Raw genomic sequence first — 16,890 nt, 5'->3', positions numbered from 1 at the left:
AATTCATTAAAATAAGAAATAGCGCTGAGCCATTGGTAGAATGTCTACTGGCTCACATGTAGCAAGCTCACCATCAATTTTAACTTCATAAGTCTCTGGATTCACATCAATATCCGGCGTTTCATTATTATGTTTCATATCTGCTTTTGAAATATTACGGCAGTTTTTCACTGTACCAATCATACGTTTTAAGCCAAGCTTTTCTGGTAAGCCTTCTTCAACTGCAATCTGCGGTAAGAATGTCATCGCTGCATTTTGTGGTCCTTGACCGTGAAAGCCATACATTCTTCGTCCCATCATTGGCTGCGGCGTTGGAATCGAAGCATTCGGATCACCCGTCATTGCGTAAACGGCAATACCGCCTTTAATGACAACCTCAGCTTTCACACCGAAAAATGCCGGATCCCAAAGAATAATATCCGCAAGTTTACCTTCCTCGAGGGAACCTACTTCATGGCTGATCCCAGAGGCGATAGCCGGATTGATATTTAGTTTTGCAATATAGCGTTTCACGCGGAAGTTATCGTGATCTTTTCCTTCATCTTGCGGAAGAGGTCCGCGTTGCATTTTCATTTTATTCGCAGTTTGCCATGTCCGAATTCCTACTTCACCAACACGGCCCATAGCCTGTGAATCGGATGACATAATACTGAGGATCCCCATGTCTTGCATAATATCTTCAGCCGCAATCGTTTCAGGACGAATACGAGAGTCCGCAAATGCTACGTCTTCTGGAACGTCATGTTTCAAATGATGACAGACCATAAGCATATCCAAGTGCTCGTCAATTGTATTCACTGTAAACGGTTTTGTCGGGTTAGTCGACGCCGGCAAAACATTCGAAAACCCAGCCATTTTCAGCTGATCCGGCGCATGTCCGCCGCCCGCTCCTTCTGTATGGAAAACGTGAATCACTCGACCGTCGATGGCTTTGATTGTTTCTTCAACAAATCCAGCCTCATTAAGCGTGTCCGAATGAAGCGCCACTTGAATGTCATACTCATCTGCCACGCTCAAACTTTGGTCGAGTGCCGCAGGGGTCGCGCCCCAATCTTCATGGATTTTCATGCCAATTGCACCCGCGCGAACTTGTTCCACCAAAGGTTCCGGAGAAGACGCACTACCTTTTCCGAGAAGTCCCACGTTAACAGGTAAATCTTCAACAGCTTGGAGCATGCGATGCAGATGCCACTCGCCCGGAGTTACACTTGTAGCTTTTGAACCTGCCGCAGGACCTGTCCCGCCGCCAATAAACGTCGTCGTGCCAGCATTGAGTGCTGTCTCAACTTGTTGCGGGCTGATAAAGTGGATATGTGTGTCAATCGTTCCCGCTGTTGCTATTAAGCCTTCACCAGCATATACTTCGGTCCCAACCCCAATAATCATTCCTTGGTCGACCCCGTCCATCGTGTTCGGGTTTCCTGCTTTACCAATTCCTGCAATACGGCCGTCCTTAATACCAATATCCGCTTTCACAATCCCTGTGTAATCAATAATCATGACGTTTGTAATGACTGTATCCAAAACGCCTTCATCACGTACTGATTTCCCATCTTGTCCCATTGAAACACGAAGCGATTTTCCACCGCCGAATACACCTTCATCTCCGTATTTTGTGTAATCTTTTTCAATTTCTATCCATAAATCCGTATCCGCAAGTCTTACTTTATCGCCAACTGTCGGACCAAACATTTTTGCATATTGATCATGTGTTACCTTCATTTATACTCCGCTCCTTTATAGCCACCTTCAGATGCTTTTTCTACAATTTCATCTTTATTATGCGTGGAGCCTTCCGTTAACTTGTTCAATCCGAAAACATGACGTTTTCCGCCAAATTCGGTTAACTCAACTTCTTTTTCTTCACCTGGTTCGAACCGTACCGCAGTTCCTGACGGTATATTTAAATGCATACCAACTGCTTGTTCACGGTCAAACTCTAGATTTTTATTCACTTCAATAAAGTGAAAGTGAGAGCCAACTTGAATCGGTCTGTCGCCTGTATTTGCCACACGAACCGTTATCCTCGGGCGTCCTGTGTTAATTTCTATCGTTCCTTCAGCAGGTCTAATTTCTCCTGGAATCATTTTGTCTCCTCCTTTTATTGAATTGGGTTGTGAACAGTAACTAGCTTCGTTCCGTCCGGGAACGTACATTCAATTTGTACATCGCTTATCATATCCGCTACACCGACCATTACATCATCGACTTTCAATATTTGTTTTCCTTCGCTCATTAGTTGTGCAACCGACTTCCCGTCTCGTGCACCTTCCATAATGTAGTGGCAGAGATATGCCATCGCTTCCGGATAATTTAATTTAACCCCACGTTCTTTTCGTTTAATTGCAAGTTCACCTGCAACATGGAGAAGTAGCTTTTCTTGCTCAACTGGTGATAATTTCATTAGAAACACCTCTTTTTTCTAGTTTCAAATAAACTATCCCTTAAATCGGGATAGATTTATTTTATTTATTCTGCTGTTTATCTATTTAGTATGTGTGCATGATCATGCTTAAGTACAAGGGTGGTGTCGTTCGATGTTTTGCAGACGATCGCATTCATCTCACGACGGAGAGGGAATATAAACTATTCATTTATTAATTGTAATGGATAAAAACAAGTTCTTCAAGATAGACACATTGCAATTGCGATATAGTTCGAACTATTGACGTATTTTGCACTTATTGCACACCTGGTAAAATCGTTAACGTAAGATTATCTGCATCCAATCTTGCCTTGACACCAAGTGGAACTGCAAAATGAGGTTCACAATGACCGATTTTAAACCCTTTGACTACCGGCTTATCTAGTGTCTTAAAGTAGTGATCAAAAACTTCATCAACTGTGAGTGTTCGCTCTTTTTTCGTCTCTGTTTTGGAAAAGTCACCGAGAACAATTCCAGCAGCATCGTTAATCTTGCCACTCATTCGTAACTGATTAAGTAAACCATCAATCCGCGCCGGCTCCTCACCGATATCTTCCAGTAATAAAAGCTTTCCTTTCGTATCAATTTCATACTTAGTCCCTATTCCGCGCGCAAGTAGCGATAAATTCCCGCCAACCAATTCACCTTCTACAACGCCTGTCGTCAGCGCAGTTAACGTCGAAATATCGTTCGTGTAATGCAATTCCATTGGTTCAAATAATTGACTGAACATTTTTCCGGACATTTCATGAAAATGATCCGCCCCAACATTTGGCCCCAGCATTGGTCCATGAAAAGTCACGAGATTTGAATAGCGTCCCATAGCAGTATGAAGAAATGTAATATCACTAAATCCCCAAAATATTTTCGGATTTTCTTGCATCAGTTGCAAATCAATTTGATCGGTGAACCGAGCTGCTCCGTATCCACCACTTGAACATATAATGCCCTTTACCTCTGGATCTGTAAACATGTCATGTAAATCTTCCAACCGCTGAGCGTCTGTTCCTGCAAGATAACCTTTCACTTGTTTAGCATGTTTACCAAATTTCCATTTCAAACCTAATTCCTCTAGAAACTTCAGTGAACGCGCCAAGTTTTCTGGATTTGGTGGACTTGATGGTGAAATAATCCCAATCGTATCGCCTTTTTGTAAACGCTGTGGACGTATTCTCATAAAAAATCCCTTCCTCTCTTTTCTATCTACTTCTATCATAACCTTTTCGAATAAAAAAAACTGCTATCCAGTTGCCTGGATAGCAGTTCAATTGTTGTTAATTATTCAGCAACCACTGCATCTTGAGATGTAACGCCCCAAACCCATGGACGGTAGTTATCTGAAGATTGGTCGATCGAGTAGTTCGCAACACGTTTGTTAACTAAAGTTGTAGCATAACGGTATACAGTTGGTGCAACCGGAACGTCTTCAACCATTAGTTCTTGCCACTCATTATAGATTCCTGTACGGTATTCAGTGTCAAATGCTTTCTCTGATGTACCTGCTGCAAGAAGTCTATCGTTCTCTTCACTCGTGTAACGTGAATAGTTGAATGAAGATGTTCTACCATATAGTCCTTCAGGATCTGGGTCAGAACCAGTTCCCCAAGCGCCTTGGTAAATATCAATTTTCGGATCATCTGCTTCTACCATATCGTAGAAAGAGTTAAATTCGTGTAGACGGCCATCTGTAAGTTGAACTTTAATTCCTACATCTGCCCAGTTTTGGATATAATGTTGTGCAATCGGCTCTGCAACTTCTCCACCTTCCATGGAAGCGAAGTTAAGAACGAATTCATTACCTTCAGCGTCTTCACGGATTCCGTCGTCGTTCGTGTCTACAAATCCTGCTGCATCAAGTAATTCGTTTGCTTTTTCAGGGCTATATTCACGGCCTGGATTTTCAGCATCATGGAAACTTTCAAATACTGGAATAATTAGTGTTGTTCCTGGGAAACGAAGACCGTGGTACATTTTCTCACCAATTACTTCGTTGTCCATTGCATGCCACATTGCTTGACGTACGCGCTTGTCAGCAAGTTTAGCATCTGGATCTGTTACGTTTTCTTTCGCTTTATCATCCCATTTACCCATTTTGAATCCGATATATGTGTAAGCTAGGTCAACTTTAGCAAGTAAGTCAACGTTTGTAAGTTCTTTTGCATTCAAATATTGGTCTGCAGGAACTTCTGCAATATCAATATTTCCTGATTCAAGTTCTTTAAGAACAGATTGTGTGTTTACTACTGTTAAAACAACAGATTCTAGAGCTGGTTTACCTCTCCAGTAATCTTCGTTTCTTACAAATTGTACAGACTCACCTGGTACTACTTTTTCAACTTTATAAGGTCCGAATCCAATTGGAGTTGTACGGATCTTTTCAGATTCAATAATATCATCAATTGTAACGTCACCTGCTGCTGCGTCACCAAGGTAATGACGTGGAACTGGAGCAGTCCAGATACCTGACATTAGTGATGGTGATGCTTCTAGGTAGTTAATTGTAATTTGTTTGTCGTCTTCAGAAATTTCAATACCTGAAATTGTATCTGCTTCGCCAGTATGGTATTCTTCCATACCTTCAACGTTGTAAATTGTGAATGTATAACGGTTACCTGTGTAGTCAGGGTGTCCAAGAAGTTCATAAGCGTATAGAAGGTCAGACGCTTTAACTGGCTCTCCGTCATGCCAATTTACATTATCACCAATTGTAAGCGTGATTGTCTTGTTTTCATTTGTAACTTCGTATGTTGCTGCTCCGTCGTTAGTAATGAGGTAGTCGCCGTCAGTTGCTAACAAGTTTTCATTGAAGAACTGCATTACCTCAGCATCAGGTGCTCCTGCGTAGAATACTGGGTTAAGTGTTCCTTCAAATGGTGTGTTTGAAACTAGTGCATAGTTCAAAGTCCCATCCTCGATTGTTGAGTCAGTGTTAGAAACATCTAGTGGGAATGTAAGCTCTTCCTCAGCCTCTGCTTCTTCTTCATCTTCGCCTTCTGTGTCTTCTGTGTTGTCTTTGCCTTCGTCTTTCGTGCCCGTATCTTCTTTGTCATCACTACCTGAACATGCAGCTAAGAAAACGCTGAGTGCTAGCATAAGACTGACAAGAAGCATTAATTGCTTTTTACCCAATTGTATTACCTCCCCTATTTGATTGGTTAACTTATGTCAACCTTTGTCTTGCATCGGACGCGCGTTTGATCGCTTGACCGATATAATTTATACACAACATCACTACTAAAATTAGTAATGACGCAGGTAACCATACCCACCACTTATTTTCCATTACATCAGGGTGTGACGCATAAGAGATTAATGTTCCAAGTGACGGTGTGCTTTCTGGCAAACCGAACCCAAGGAATGTTAAGCCCGTTTCAATCCCGATGTTACCGGCTAAAGTAAGTGTCATATTTACTATGACGAGAGAGCTTAAGTTTGGAAAAACTTCAAACAACATGATTTTCCAGTTCGGCGTCCCTAACGTCTTTGAAGCATTGACATAGTCAAGCTCCCTTTCTGCAAGTGCTCTAGACCTAATAAGCCTTGCTTTCCCAAACCAAAGTAGAATACTCATAATCGCGATAAATGTCCAAACATTAAATGCTGGTACAATTACAACGAAAACGATGATAAGCATCATTGTTGGTAGGACCATCAAAAAGTCGAGCACACGCATAATTACAAAGTCTACCTTACCGCCAAAATAACCGGAGATTAAACCTATCATTAATCCGAGAAATCCAGCGATCAGTGTAATTGCTACCCCAATAGTGATGGAGTTTCGTGCACCGATGACGAGTTGTGTAAATATATCCCGTCCCCCACGGTCAGTCCCAAGCCAAAAATCCTTTGAAGGCACTTCATAAATTTGCATAAAGTTTGTACGAGTCGCTTCAACTTGGTCTATAAAGATTGGTGCTATATAAGAAACAAGCATTATGATTGTAAGGACAAATAGCGCAATTATTGCCATTTTATCGCCCTTAATTTCACGCCAAATTGTTTTCCCAAAACTTGATTCTTCTGATTGCTCTTCTAAAACTGCTGCGTCTTCCGCATCGATTGGCATATCTGTTTTCATTTTGTTACCCTCCGTTCATTCAAATTTTCATCAATCAATGCGGATTCTTGGATCAACGATACTCAATATAATATCCGATAACATTGTACCAACAATAACTGCGGTTCCGGAAATCATAACAAGTGCTGTAACCACCGTGAAGTCCCGCGTTTGAATCGACTGAATGAATAGTTGTCCGAGTCCAGGATAACTAAAGATTGATTCAATGAACACTGACCCTGAGATTAATAATGTAATTTCATATCCCATGAAAGCCGCGATCGGCAAGATGGAGTTACGCAAGATATGACGTGTGTATACTCGCCCCTCTGGAACACCTTTGGCACGCGCTGTTTTAACAAAGTCTTTTAATTTTGTGTCTATAATATCGTTTCTCAAGTATTGAATTGTCCCTGCAGTTCCGATAATGGCCCCGGATAATGTCGGTAAAACAAGATGATTTGCTTTACTCATAAAATACTCCCAAGTGCCATTCGGTATGGTGATGTCAACACTTCTTCCGGTCGGGAACCAACTGAAGTAGAAGCCGAAAACAAACAGCATAATGAGCGCAAAGATAAATACAGGCGTTGCAATTGAAAAATAGTTATATGTAACAATTAACTTATCTGCCCACGAGTTATGCCAACGCCCCGCAATAATCCCTAAAGGAATTGAAATAAGGTAAATGGTAATCATGGTCGTGATCGATAAAAGAACTGTATTACTGAGTTTACTTCCTAATAAAGATGTTACTTTTTGTTTATGGACATAAGACATTCCCATGTCACCTTGAACAAAGTTTCCAATCCAACGGCCATACTGTTCATACCACGGATCGTTAAAACCCATCTTTTCCCGTAGCTCTTCTATCTGCTCTGGATTTGCATCTGGGTTTCCTTGAAACGCACCAGTTAGTGCATCACCCGGCATCGCTTTTGCGAGCATAAAGATAATAACACTAAGTAAAAGTAGTTGCGGGATCATGACCAATATTCTGCGTATTATAAATGATATCATATTCTCATAATCCCCCTTTAAGGCAATGCTACGGAATGGGTATCTGATATTTTCTTAAGATCGAATATTCGCCCATCCTTGTCAAAATAATTATCATACCTAGTGCGGTACTCATCATCAATCGCTTGACGTAAGTGCGTCTTTTCTAGACGAAGTGTAGGGTCCATTTCTGGGATCGCAGAGATTAAACGTTTCGTATAAAGGTGTTTTGGATTACTATAAATTTCATCTGCTAACCCTTCTTCTACTAATCTACCACGATACATAATCCCAATGCGGTCACATAAATGTTGGATGACACCAAGGTCATGACTAATAAATAAATAGGATAGATTGAATTCTTTTTGAATATCTTGCATAAAGTTTAAAACTTGCGCTTGAACCGACACATCTAGTGCTGAAACCGGTTCATCTGCAATGATTAGTTTAGGATTTAGAGTTAACGCACGTGCGATTCCTATACGTTGACGTTGCCCACCTGAAAACTGGTGAGGATATCGATAAATTGAGTCCGGATTGAGCCCAACTCTCTCAATTAAGGCTTGAACTCTCTTTCTCTCTTCGTCTGGTGATAGTCTTTCAAAGTTACGAAGTGGCTCCGCAACAATGTCAAGTACTCTTTTCCGGACGTTTAACGAGGAATAAGGATCTTGGAAGATCATTTGAATATCGCGTGTATGAAGTCGTTTCTCCTTACCGCGAAGCTTCGCTAAGTCTTTCCCTTCAAATAGGATTTCTCCTGATGTTACTTGATTAAGCCCAATTACTGCGCGGCCAGTTGTTGTCTTTCCACAACCAGACTCTCCAACAAGGCCATATGTTTCACCTGGTTGAATCTCAAAACTAACACCGTCTGTCGCACGAACATGGTCGACTACACGTTGGAAGAATCCCCCGCGAATTGGAAAATGAACTTTTAAATCATTAACTTTAAGTAAGGACATGTTTTTCTACCCCTGACTCTTCCGGCTCAAAATGGAAGTTTTTGTAGCATGTACACCGTACAAAATGCCCAGGTTCTACTTCATGTAAAGAAGGATTTTTCTCATGTTCCTCTTCTGAAATCCAAGGAATACGAGGTGCAAAGCGACAACCTTCTCGGTCGAGGTTTTGCAACGCTGGCACAATGCCTTGAATCACGTGTAGTCTACCTTTGTCTGGCATATTTGATGGAATTGAACTGAGTAAAGAACGAGTATACGGATGTTTCGGATTGCTAAACATTTCATTTACCCCGCTAAGTTCAACAACTTGACCCGCATACATAACTGCAACCCGATCGGCCATTTCTGCAACGACACCAAGGTCATGAGTGATTAATAGAATGCCTGATTTCATTTGGGCTTGTAATTCTTTCATCAAGTCCATAATTTGCGCTTGGATTGTTACATCCAGAGCAGTTGTTGGCTCATCTGCAATAAGAAGAACAGGATCGCATGCAAGCGCTATCGCAATGACAACACGTTGCCTCATTCCACCCGATAATTCATGAGGATATTGAGAGAAGACACGATTTTCATTCTTAATGCCTACTCGTCTGAGTAGTTCAAGCGTACGTTTTTTCATATCTGCTGGTGACAATTTGAGATGATATTTCATTGGTTCAGTGATTTGTGAACCAATGGTCGAGAGTGGATTTAATGCCGTCATCGGGTCTTGGAAAATCATTCCCATATCTTTCCCACGGATTTTATTCAATCTGGCTCGCGATAAATTAAGAAGGTTCTGACCTTTAAAGTTAATCTGTCCTTCTAATTTTGTTACTCTGGCTTCATGGAGCCCTATAATTGATAGTGCTAAAGCACTTTTACCACAGCCCGATTCTCCTACGATTGCTAGCACTTCATTCTCGTGGATTTTCAAGGAAACATCATCCACCGCAGCGTAGTATTTTCCCTTGATGCTAAACGATGTGCGGAGATTTTCAATTTCCAATACAGTGTTTCCCAAGAAGAATTCCTCCTAACCTCAACTAATTCTGTGCAAATAGTTAATTTTCAGATTTCAAACTACTTGCATTAATATACTACAGAAATTTCAAGTTGACAACACCATTTTTTTCAAATTCTTAGTGTTACAATAATTTCATTTATGACAAACCTATTACAAACGTTGGTGTAAACATGTTCTGTCGGACTTTTTGCATAAACTAAATTCAATCTTTATTTAGAAATAATTTTTAACTTTTATTTTTTTGCATGAAAAAGCGGTCCTGCATGAAAAATACAGGACCTATTCGCCTATGAAATTTATAGTTTTATTTCTCAATTTAACTTCTGTAGACAATTGTCATGTGAGAAAAAAGGAGAATAGCTCCTTCGCCCTACGTTCTTTGCTTAAGAATTTGAAGAGTTAGCGCTAGTTGAAGCAGCTACTGCAGCAATCGTAGCTACCATCACTGCTTCTTGCGCCTGAACTAATAGTTCGACTGAGGTTGCTAGGCTTACAATCGAATCATCCGCGTTTCCAACTAACTCATGAATTACGTAACCAATCCCGATTGAAAGTGCCATTTCTTTTTTCAATTTCAACGGCTCCGACTCTTCTAACGCTTTTGTTAATGTTAAAATTCTTTGGATTTCTTGATTGGACACATCAAAAATTGTTAGAAAACCTATTAGTGGATAGTGTATCGGTCGAACCTTCGCTTGCTTTTCGAATTGACGAAGGTTTTCTGCCGCTTTTTCAGCGAGTGAAGCGTCATAGTTTTCGTTCACATAAGTCATTACTTGCGAAAGCCATTGCAGTTCATTGCCCGAGCGGAATTTTTCTCCGCGCAAGGTATCATAGTACATACGCATTGACTTTGCTTGCGTGACAGGATTAAAACCCCTCTTTCCAAGTAAGACCGCATATGTATAATCATCGTCTGATGTAAGAAAGAAATGATGTTTTTTCATTTCACTAAATAGGGTTTTGGCTAACCTAGCTTCTTGATCATAAGCGTCCGAATCATTCGTCATGAAAAGCGCTGCTAAGTAAGAGTGGATTGTATTGCGAAATCCAAAAGTCCGAAGTACTCGCTGTTTTTCAAAAAGACGAACAACTTCGTCATCAATATCCACACCTGGCTGGTCGATAAATGCAGCCATCATTGGAAGTAGGTTGCCGCGTAGCGGAGAAAACCAACCGGACTTTTGTTTAATCGCGTCCATTGAGCGACTTAAACTTTCTGCATCAAACTCACGCTCCGACGTGACGTAGTAGGAAGCGATAGTCAAGACAACATTTTTATCAACCGTCCAACCAGCCAATGATTTTATTCGCTCATAAGTGATTTCAACATCTCGTCGAATCGAGTTTGTATCCACAATGACCATCTCCTTATCTATTTGTACGATTTGGCTAAGGAAAGGTTTCATATTCAGTCCAGCTAAATTTTTAACGGTTCTTATTTTCCGGCGGACACAATTCTGAAAGTGATATTATATGGAAGGAACTTTATTTTTCGACGCATTCACCAAACTTTTGACAATCCTTTTTTCTCCATTGTGAAGGGCGGTTACAATCGCACTCCCGACAATGACCCCGTCAGCATAATTTCCGATTAACGCAACTTGTTCTGGCGTAGATATGCCGAACCCTGCTAGAACAGGAACGGGACTCACCTCTCTCAACTTTTGAAGATGTTCTTCTAGCTCCGTATCAAATCCGTCTCGAACACCGGTAATACCATTTACAGTTACGGCGTATATGAACCCTTCACCTGCAGCAGTAATTTTTTGGATCCGTTCAGGAGGACTCGTCAGAGAAACTAGTGGGATTAAAGCAATTTCTGCGTTCGTGAGTGCTTCGCGTACGATGCTGACCTCTTCATACGGCAAATCTGGGATAATCAACCCACTAATCCCACCATTTCGACAATCATTGGCAAATTCTTCAATACCATACTGAATAACCGGGTTCAAGTAGGTCATCAAGATAATCGGTACGGTCAATTCCTCCTTAAACGATGCTACCGTTTCAATAACCAAACGGAGGGTAACCCCTTTTGCAAGTGCTCGTTCACCCGCTTCTTGAATCGTTGGTCCATCTGCTACTGGATCTGAAAACGGAATGCCAAGCTCAATCGCAGTAACGCCAATTTCTTGGAGAAATAAAATGGTTTCTTTCAATGTTTCTATTCCGCCGTCGCCTGCCATGATGTAGGGAACGAATGCTTTATCCCCTCGAGCATTACAGGCTTGAATTGCTTCTGTAATCTGCTGTTTTGTCATGTTAAATCCCCTCCAAGTCTAGCTTTCACCGTTTCAACATCTTTGTCGCCGCGACCCGATAGACAAACAACGACAATTTCTTCTTTTCTCATACTCGCTGCAAGTTCAACGGCATATTGCACAGCATGAGAACTTTCAAGTGCTGGGATAATGCCTTCTGTTTGCGACAATAATTGCAATGCTTCAAGTGCGCCTTGGTCTGTGATAGATGTGTACGTTGCCCGACCGCTTTCATGTAAATGACAATGCTCCGGTCCAATCGCTGGATAATCCAACCCCGCAGAAATCGAATGTGCTTCTTTTATTAAACCGTCCTCATCTTGCAAGATATACATATAGGCACCGTGCAAAACACCCTCTTTGCCACCAGCTACTGCTGCGGAATGGAGACCAGATGTAATACCGCTACCAGCTGCCTCAACGCCGAATAATTTCACGCTAGTATCATCGACAAACGGATAAAACATACCAATCGAGTTACTTCCACCACCAACACAAGCGACAACTGCATCGGGTAAACGGCCTTCCTTTTCCAAAATTTGCGTTTTCGTCTCATCTCCAATTACACGTTGAAAATCACGAACAATTCGCGGAAATGGATGTGGTCCTAATGCAGACCCCAATATGTAATGCGTATCTTCGACATTCGCTACCCAATAACGAAGTGCATCATTGACCGCATCTTTCAACGTGCCTGCGCCTTTATCAACAGATTTTACAGTAGCACCGAGTAACTCCATGCGGAAAACATTCAATTCTTGTCGGCGAATGTCTTCTTTCCCCATGAAAATCGTGCACTCAAGTCCAAATAACGCACAAACCGTTGCGGTTGCAACACCGTGTTGACCCGCACCTGTCTCAGCAACAATTTTCTTTTTACCCATGCGAACCGCGAGTAGCGCTTGCCCTACTGTGTTGTTAATCTTATGAGCTCCTGTATGGTTTAAATCTTCTCGTTTCAAGTAAATTTTCGCACCACCTGCATGCTTCGTAAGTCTCTCAGCAAAGTAGAGTGGTGTTTCACGTCCGACAAAATCCTTTAAATAATAATTTACCTCCTCAATAAATTTAGGATCTTCAATTGCTTGGTCGTAAGCTTCTTCTAATTCAATCAGCGCCGTCATTAACGTCTCGGGTACATATTGCCCACCGAATTTTCCATACCTGCCTTTTTGTGTACTCTCTGTTTGTATTGTCATTCGTATCGCTCCCCGTCTTTAACTACTCGTATAAATTCTCGAATAAGTCCAGTATCTTTTCGCTTATTTCGCTCGACACCGCTTGAAACATCCACCATAAAAGGGCGTACGCGCAAAATAGCTTCTTGTACATTGCCGCTATTTAATCCACCTGCAAGGATAATTCTCTCCGCTGGAACGCCTGCGTTTTTCAGCAATTCCCAATCAAACGTGATACCACTCCCGCCTTTATAAATCGTACCCGGAGCGTCAAACAAGTAATAATTCGTATCGTACTTCGCTGCTTTTTCCACGTCATCAGCACTTTTGACTGGTAGTGCTTTAATAGAAGGAAGTTGAATATTACGAATAAACTCCACACTTTCATCTCCATGCAGCTGGACATAATCCAAGGGTACCGTTTCAAAGATCCGCGTTAACTCTGCTTCCGTTTCATTGACAAAAACACCAATTTTCAACACATTATCCGGGATATCCATTGCCAGTGCTTGAGCCTGTTCAACCGTCACTTGCCGCCTACTGGGTGCGAAAACAAAGCCAATCGCATCTGCACCCGCTTTTACTGCAACTTTGACGTGCTCAGGTTCCATCAGTCCACATATTTTGACTTTCGTCACCGTACAGCCCTCCTAAGCGGAACACCAAAGGCTTGAATGGCTTCTTGCACTGAACCGCTTCTCATAAGAGATTCGCCTACAAGGACCCCGCTCGCTCCAGCTTCCGCAACCCGAATTGCATCATCCCGCCCCACTAAACCGCTTTCGCTTATCAGCACCCGCTCCTCATCAAACGGAAATTGTGCTGCAATTTTCTCTGTTTGTTCAAGATCCACTTCGAACGTTTTAAGATCACGGTTGTTCACGCCGATTATTTTCGCATCGAGTGCTAGTGCTCGTTGGAGTTCTTCCTCGTCATGCACTTCGACGAGGACTTCAAGCCCCAACCCTTTTGCATACGAATAAAGTTCAGCGAGTTCGGATTGCGCTAAAGCTGAAACAATTAGTAAAATAACAGATGCCCCAGCACTTTTTGCTTTATCGATTTGTACTTTGTGAATCATAAAGTCCTTGCATAATATCGGCGTCGAAACAGCTTTCGCAACAGCCTTTAAATCATCGAATGACCCTTTAAAAAAAGTGGTATCTGTTAACACCGAGATGCAAGCGACATCAGCATCGCTGTAAATTCTTGCCTGCCTAACCGGATCAGCACCCTCTGCAATTAGTCCCTTGGAAGGGGAGGCGCGCTTCATTTCCGCAATGACTTGCAAGTTATCAGCTTTATATAATCTTTGAAATAAAGAAGGACGGGTTACCGGGCTTTCAACATCGACTTTCTCCTCTGTCAGTAAGACTTTTACTTCAAGTCGTTTCTCCCGTAGAATCTTGTCTAATATCGTCATATCACCAGCTCCTCCTTGTGCCCAATCTTTTCACTAAACGCAACAACCGCTTCTAGCTTTTCTAATGCACGCCCTGATAAAATACTATCCGTTGCCAATTTAACCCCTTCTTGAATTGTTCCCGCCTGCCCGTTTGCGAACAAGCCAATTCCTGCATTAAAAACAACTGTGTCAAAACGCGGACCACGCTCACCTCTAAGAATGGAGCGAGTAATTTCTGCATTTTGAGAAGCAGTCCCCCCGCGAATGGCAGACAGATCGGCTGTTTGTAATCCGACATCGTCCGGTGTGAGCGAAAACGGAATTAGATCACCTTGGTCGAGCAATACAAATGCATTTTGTCCCAGTAACGAGGCTTCATCCATCCCACCAGCACCTGAAACAACAACCGCACGTTTACGCCCAAGCATTTGAAGGACCGACGCATATTCCATGATGAAATCGGGTCGACTGATTCCTGTAAACTGTGTGTGCAATTGGAGCGGATTGGTTAATGGGCCAACAAGGTTAAAAATCGTTGCTTTGCCGATTTCTTGTCTCACCTCACCAATTCGCTTCATTCTTGGATGAACATTGGCCGCAAACAAGAAAGTAATCCCTTCCTGCCGCAGCAATTCACTCATATCCTCTGGACTAAAATTCGTGTGAATTCCAAGCGCATCGAGTACATCCTGACTACCTGCTGCACTTGAGATTTTCCGGTTGCCGTGTTTTGCAACTAAGGCACCTGCTCCGGCTAAAACGAAAGCTGCCGTCGTGCTAATATTGAAGCTGTTAACACCATCCCCACCAGTTCCACAATTATCCATAAATAAATCTTTTTCAACATCCAAATCAATCGCAAATGATTGCATGACGGATGCCAAAGCGGCCACTTCATTAGCTGTTTCCCCTTTAGCTGACATCGCAATTAGAAAGTTCTTGATATCTTCTTTCGGCGTGTTTTTATCGAATAGTAACTTTGCCGCCTCTTTCATGTCTTCATATGGTAAATGCTTATTCTGCTCCACTCGGCTCAAATACTTTTTCATGCTCATCTCTCCTCGTCTATGTTTTATTAATCTTGAATAACTTCTAATAATGATCTAGCTTTATTGACAGTTTCAAAATACTCATCAGTCGGATTCGATTGTTTAACAATGCCGGCACCCGCTTGAACGTACGCTTTTTCATCCTTTATTAACATCGTGCGGATGGTTAACGCAAAATCGATATTGCCGTTCAAACCGATATAACCAATCGCGCCGCCGTATATGCCGCGGTGCTGCTTTTCCAATTGATCAATAACGTCCATTGCCACCGATTTAGGGGAACCCGTCACCGTGCCAGCTGGTGAACTCTGTTTCAATGCATCGAGCGCATGCAACCCGTGTGCTAGCGTTCCTTCGACTTCTGAAACGAGGTGCATCACATGTTCATAGCGAACCGTTTCCATATAATTCGACACATGGACGGTTTCTGGAATGCACATCTCGTTCATCTCATTTTTGCTTAATTCCACAAGCATATTATGCTCTGCCAGTTCTTTCGGGTCTTTGCGTAATTCAGCTTCTAGCTCGATATCTTCTGCATGATCTTTACCGCGGCGACGCGTTCCGGCAATCGGGTTAACCATGACCGTGTCTCCGGTTACTTTCACAAGGCTTTCAGGCGACGTTCCGATCACGGTATGATCATCGAATTCCATGTAATACATATAGGGAGACGGATTGCTTTTCCTAAGTTTTCGATATAGTGCGAGTGGATCACCTTGAATATCTGCTTCCAATCTACGTGAAATCACAATTTGCTCAGCCATGCCTTTATCAATAAAGGAAATGGCTTCACGCACTTGATCTTCGAATTGTTGTTGCGTTATTCCACAACGATAGGAAGACATTTTCACTTCGGCTTCCTTTTTGGTGGCTCCATTCAAAATCATTTCTTCTAACGCTTCTAAGTTCGGCCCGCCGTAAACCGGGTTTATTTCCGTATGCAGCAATGTCACTTCATGTAGTTCGTGGTCATAAATAATGATCGTATCGTAAATATTGAAGTAGACGTCTGGCATTTCTAAATCATCTTCCGCGCGCTTTTCGCCGTTTCTTGCAGCGCCGTAGCCGACATATCCAACTGCGCCGCCTGTGAATGGAAAATTCACATCATCTGTAATTCGCGGCATAAGTCTTTTCAGTAATTTGTACAAGTCACCTTCATGCGTGTACGACCGCCCATTTGTATAATCCAATTCCTCGAGTTGACCATCCTGGCCGCGGTACGCTTTCACTGGATTCATCCCGATGAATGAATACCGTCCAGAGCCTTTTTGAATGGATGAACTTTCAAGTAAAAATTTTTGTTTCCCTTGAAGTCGTCTAAAGATTAAAATCGGTGTGAGCGAATCGCCATTTAGTTTTTTCATCGTCGTCCGTAAGTTTTTTGATTTTGTCGTCATATAAACACTCCTCTTTTTTATGGAAATAAAAAAGCCCCCTGCAAAAGGACAGATTAGTCCGATTGCAGAGGACGGTTTAACCGCGTTGCCACCTCTAGTTGAAGTATTGCTACTTCCGCTTGGCGTGCTTTTAAAA

General features: G+C 42.1%; 16 protein-coding genes and 1 other annotated feature (1 of these 17 cut by a window edge). All 16 genes read right to left on the bottom strand.

Features of this window, described 5'->3' with window-relative positions:
* Window positions 1-6 precede the first annotated feature (6 nt).
* A complete protein-coding gene (ureC, locus tag AC25Y1_RS07995) occupies window positions 7-1,722 on the bottom strand; it encodes an urease subunit alpha (RefSeq protein WP_488147444.1) in 1,716 nt (571 codons plus the stop codon).
* Window positions 1,719-2,087 (bottom strand): urease subunit beta, encoded by a 369-nt coding sequence (locus tag AC25Y1_RS07990; RefSeq protein ID WP_488147443.1) that lies wholly within the window; start codon window positions 2,085-2,087, stop codon window positions 1,719-1,721. The genes ureC and AC25Y1_RS07990 overlap by 4 nt, the downstream gene beginning before the upstream one ends.
* A 14-nt stretch (window positions 2,088-2,101) precedes the next feature.
* Window positions 2,102-2,404 carry an urease subunit gamma gene (gene ureA / locus AC25Y1_RS07985; RefSeq protein WP_488147442.1) on the bottom strand — a complete coding sequence of 101 codons (303 nt, stop codon included), beginning with the start codon at window positions 2,402-2,404 and terminating at the stop codon, window positions 2,102-2,104.
* 277 nt (window positions 2,405-2,681) lie between these two features.
* A complete protein-coding gene (locus AC25Y1_RS07980) occupies window positions 2,682-3,602 on the bottom strand; it encodes a S66 peptidase family protein (RefSeq protein ID WP_488147441.1) in 921 nt (306 codons plus the stop codon).
* A 101-nt stretch (window positions 3,603-3,703) separates the two neighbouring features.
* Window positions 3,704-5,554: an oligopeptide ABC transporter substrate-binding protein gene (opp4A, locus tag AC25Y1_RS07975; RefSeq protein WP_488147440.1), complete on the bottom strand. Its 1,851-nt coding sequence runs from the start codon at window positions 5,552-5,554 to the stop codon at window positions 3,704-3,706.
* A gap of 31 nt (window positions 5,555-5,585) precedes the next feature.
* The gene (locus AC25Y1_RS07970; RefSeq protein WP_488147439.1) at window positions 5,586-6,503 is read right to left on the bottom strand and encodes an ABC transporter permease; all 918 of its coding nucleotides are present in this window, start codon (window positions 6,501-6,503) and stop codon (window positions 5,586-5,588) included.
* Between the two features lie 30 nt (window positions 6,504-6,533).
* Complete coding sequence (gene opp4B, locus AC25Y1_RS07965) at window positions 6,534-7,502, bottom strand: oligopeptide ABC transporter permease (RefSeq protein WP_488147438.1); 969 nt, start codon at window positions 7,500-7,502, stop codon at window positions 6,534-6,536.
* 17 nt (window positions 7,503-7,519) lie between these two features.
* Window positions 7,520-8,446, bottom strand: coding sequence for an ABC transporter ATP-binding protein (locus AC25Y1_RS07960; protein WP_488147437.1), 927 nt, complete (start codon window positions 8,444-8,446; stop codon window positions 7,520-7,522).
* Window positions 8,433-9,452 (bottom strand): ABC transporter ATP-binding protein, encoded by a 1,020-nt coding sequence (locus AC25Y1_RS07955; protein WP_488147436.1) that lies wholly within the window; start codon window positions 9,450-9,452, stop codon window positions 8,433-8,435. The genes AC25Y1_RS07960 and AC25Y1_RS07955 overlap by 14 nt, the downstream gene beginning before the upstream one ends.
* A 386-nt stretch (window positions 9,453-9,838) precedes the next feature.
* A complete protein-coding gene (locus tag AC25Y1_RS07950) occupies window positions 9,839-10,813 on the bottom strand; it encodes a DUF4003 family protein (protein ID WP_488147435.1) in 975 nt (324 codons plus the stop codon).
* A gap of 114 nt (window positions 10,814-10,927) precedes the next feature.
* On the bottom strand, window positions 10,928-11,719 hold the full coding sequence (gene trpA / locus AC25Y1_RS07945; RefSeq protein ID WP_488147434.1) for a tryptophan synthase subunit alpha: 792 nt from the start codon (window positions 11,717-11,719) through the stop codon (window positions 10,928-10,930).
* Window positions 11,716-12,918: a tryptophan synthase subunit beta gene (gene trpB, locus AC25Y1_RS07940; protein WP_488147433.1), complete on the bottom strand. Its 1,203-nt coding sequence runs from the start codon at window positions 12,916-12,918 to the stop codon at window positions 11,716-11,718. Before trpB ends, trpA begins: the two co-directional genes overlap by 4 nt.
* Window positions 12,915-13,535, bottom strand: a complete 621-nt coding sequence (locus AC25Y1_RS07935; protein WP_488147432.1) for a phosphoribosylanthranilate isomerase — start codon at window positions 13,533-13,535, stop codon at window positions 12,915-12,917. The genes trpB and AC25Y1_RS07935 overlap by 4 nt, the downstream gene beginning before the upstream one ends.
* A complete protein-coding gene (gene trpC, locus AC25Y1_RS07930) occupies window positions 13,532-14,320 on the bottom strand; it encodes an indole-3-glycerol phosphate synthase TrpC (protein WP_488147431.1) in 789 nt (262 codons plus the stop codon). Before trpC ends, AC25Y1_RS07935 begins: the two co-directional genes overlap by 4 nt.
* Window positions 14,317-15,351, bottom strand: a complete 1,035-nt coding sequence (gene trpD, locus AC25Y1_RS07925; protein WP_488147430.1) for an anthranilate phosphoribosyltransferase — start codon at window positions 15,349-15,351, stop codon at window positions 14,317-14,319. Before trpD ends, trpC begins: the two co-directional genes overlap by 4 nt.
* A 26-nt stretch (window positions 15,352-15,377) precedes the next feature.
* Window positions 15,378-16,754 (bottom strand): chorismate-binding protein, encoded by a 1,377-nt coding sequence (locus AC25Y1_RS07920; RefSeq protein ID WP_488147429.1) that lies wholly within the window; start codon window positions 16,752-16,754, stop codon window positions 15,378-15,380.
* Window positions 16,755-16,818: 64 nt separating this feature from the next.
* Window positions 16,819-16,890, bottom strand: a binding site (T-box leader); it runs 160 nt beyond the window's last position.

The sequence above is a fragment of the Sporosarcina sp. Y1009 genome, from assembly GCF_057669865.1.
The sequence above is the reverse complement of the archived record's forward strand: the minus strand, read 5'-3'. Positions and strand labels throughout refer to the sequence as shown.

Coding starts and splice junctions, on each gene's coding strand:
- ureC (WP_488147444.1), bottom strand. CDS start 1,722: ATGAAGGTAACACATGATCAATATGCAAAAATGTTTGGTCCGACAGTT.
- ureA (WP_488147442.1), bottom strand. CDS start 2,404: ATGAAATTATCACCAGTTGAGCAAGAAAAGCTACTTCTCCATGTTGCA.
- trpD (WP_488147430.1), bottom strand. CDS start 15,351: ATGAAAAAGTATTTGAGCCGAGTGGAGCAGAATAAGCATTTACCATAT.
- AC25Y1_RS07970 (WP_488147439.1), bottom strand. CDS start 6,503: ATGAAAACAGATATGCCAATCGATGCGGAAGACGCAGCAGTTTTAGAA.
- trpA (WP_488147434.1), bottom strand. CDS start 11,719: ATGACAAAACAGCAGATTACAGAAGCAATTCAAGCCTGTAATGCTCGA.
- trpC (WP_488147431.1), bottom strand. CDS start 14,320: ATGACGATATTAGACAAGATTCTACGGGAGAAACGACTTGAAGTAAAA.
- trpB (WP_488147433.1), bottom strand. CDS start 12,918: ATGACAATACAAACAGAGAGTACACAAAAAGGCAGGTATGGAAAATTC.
- AC25Y1_RS07920 (WP_488147429.1), bottom strand. CDS start 16,754: ATGACGACAAAATCAAAAAACTTACGGACGACGATGAAAAAACTAAAT.
- opp4B (WP_488147438.1), bottom strand. CDS start 7,502: ATGATATCATTTATAATACGCAGAATATTGGTCATGATCCCGCAACTA.
- AC25Y1_RS07980 (WP_488147441.1), bottom strand. CDS start 3,602: ATGAGAATACGTCCACAGCGTTTACAAAAAGGCGATACGATTGGGATT.
- AC25Y1_RS07990 (WP_488147443.1), bottom strand. CDS start 2,087: ATGATTCCAGGAGAAATTAGACCTGCTGAAGGAACGATAGAAATTAAC.
- AC25Y1_RS07960 (WP_488147437.1), bottom strand. CDS start 8,446: ATGTCCTTACTTAAAGTTAATGATTTAAAAGTTCATTTTCCAATTCGC.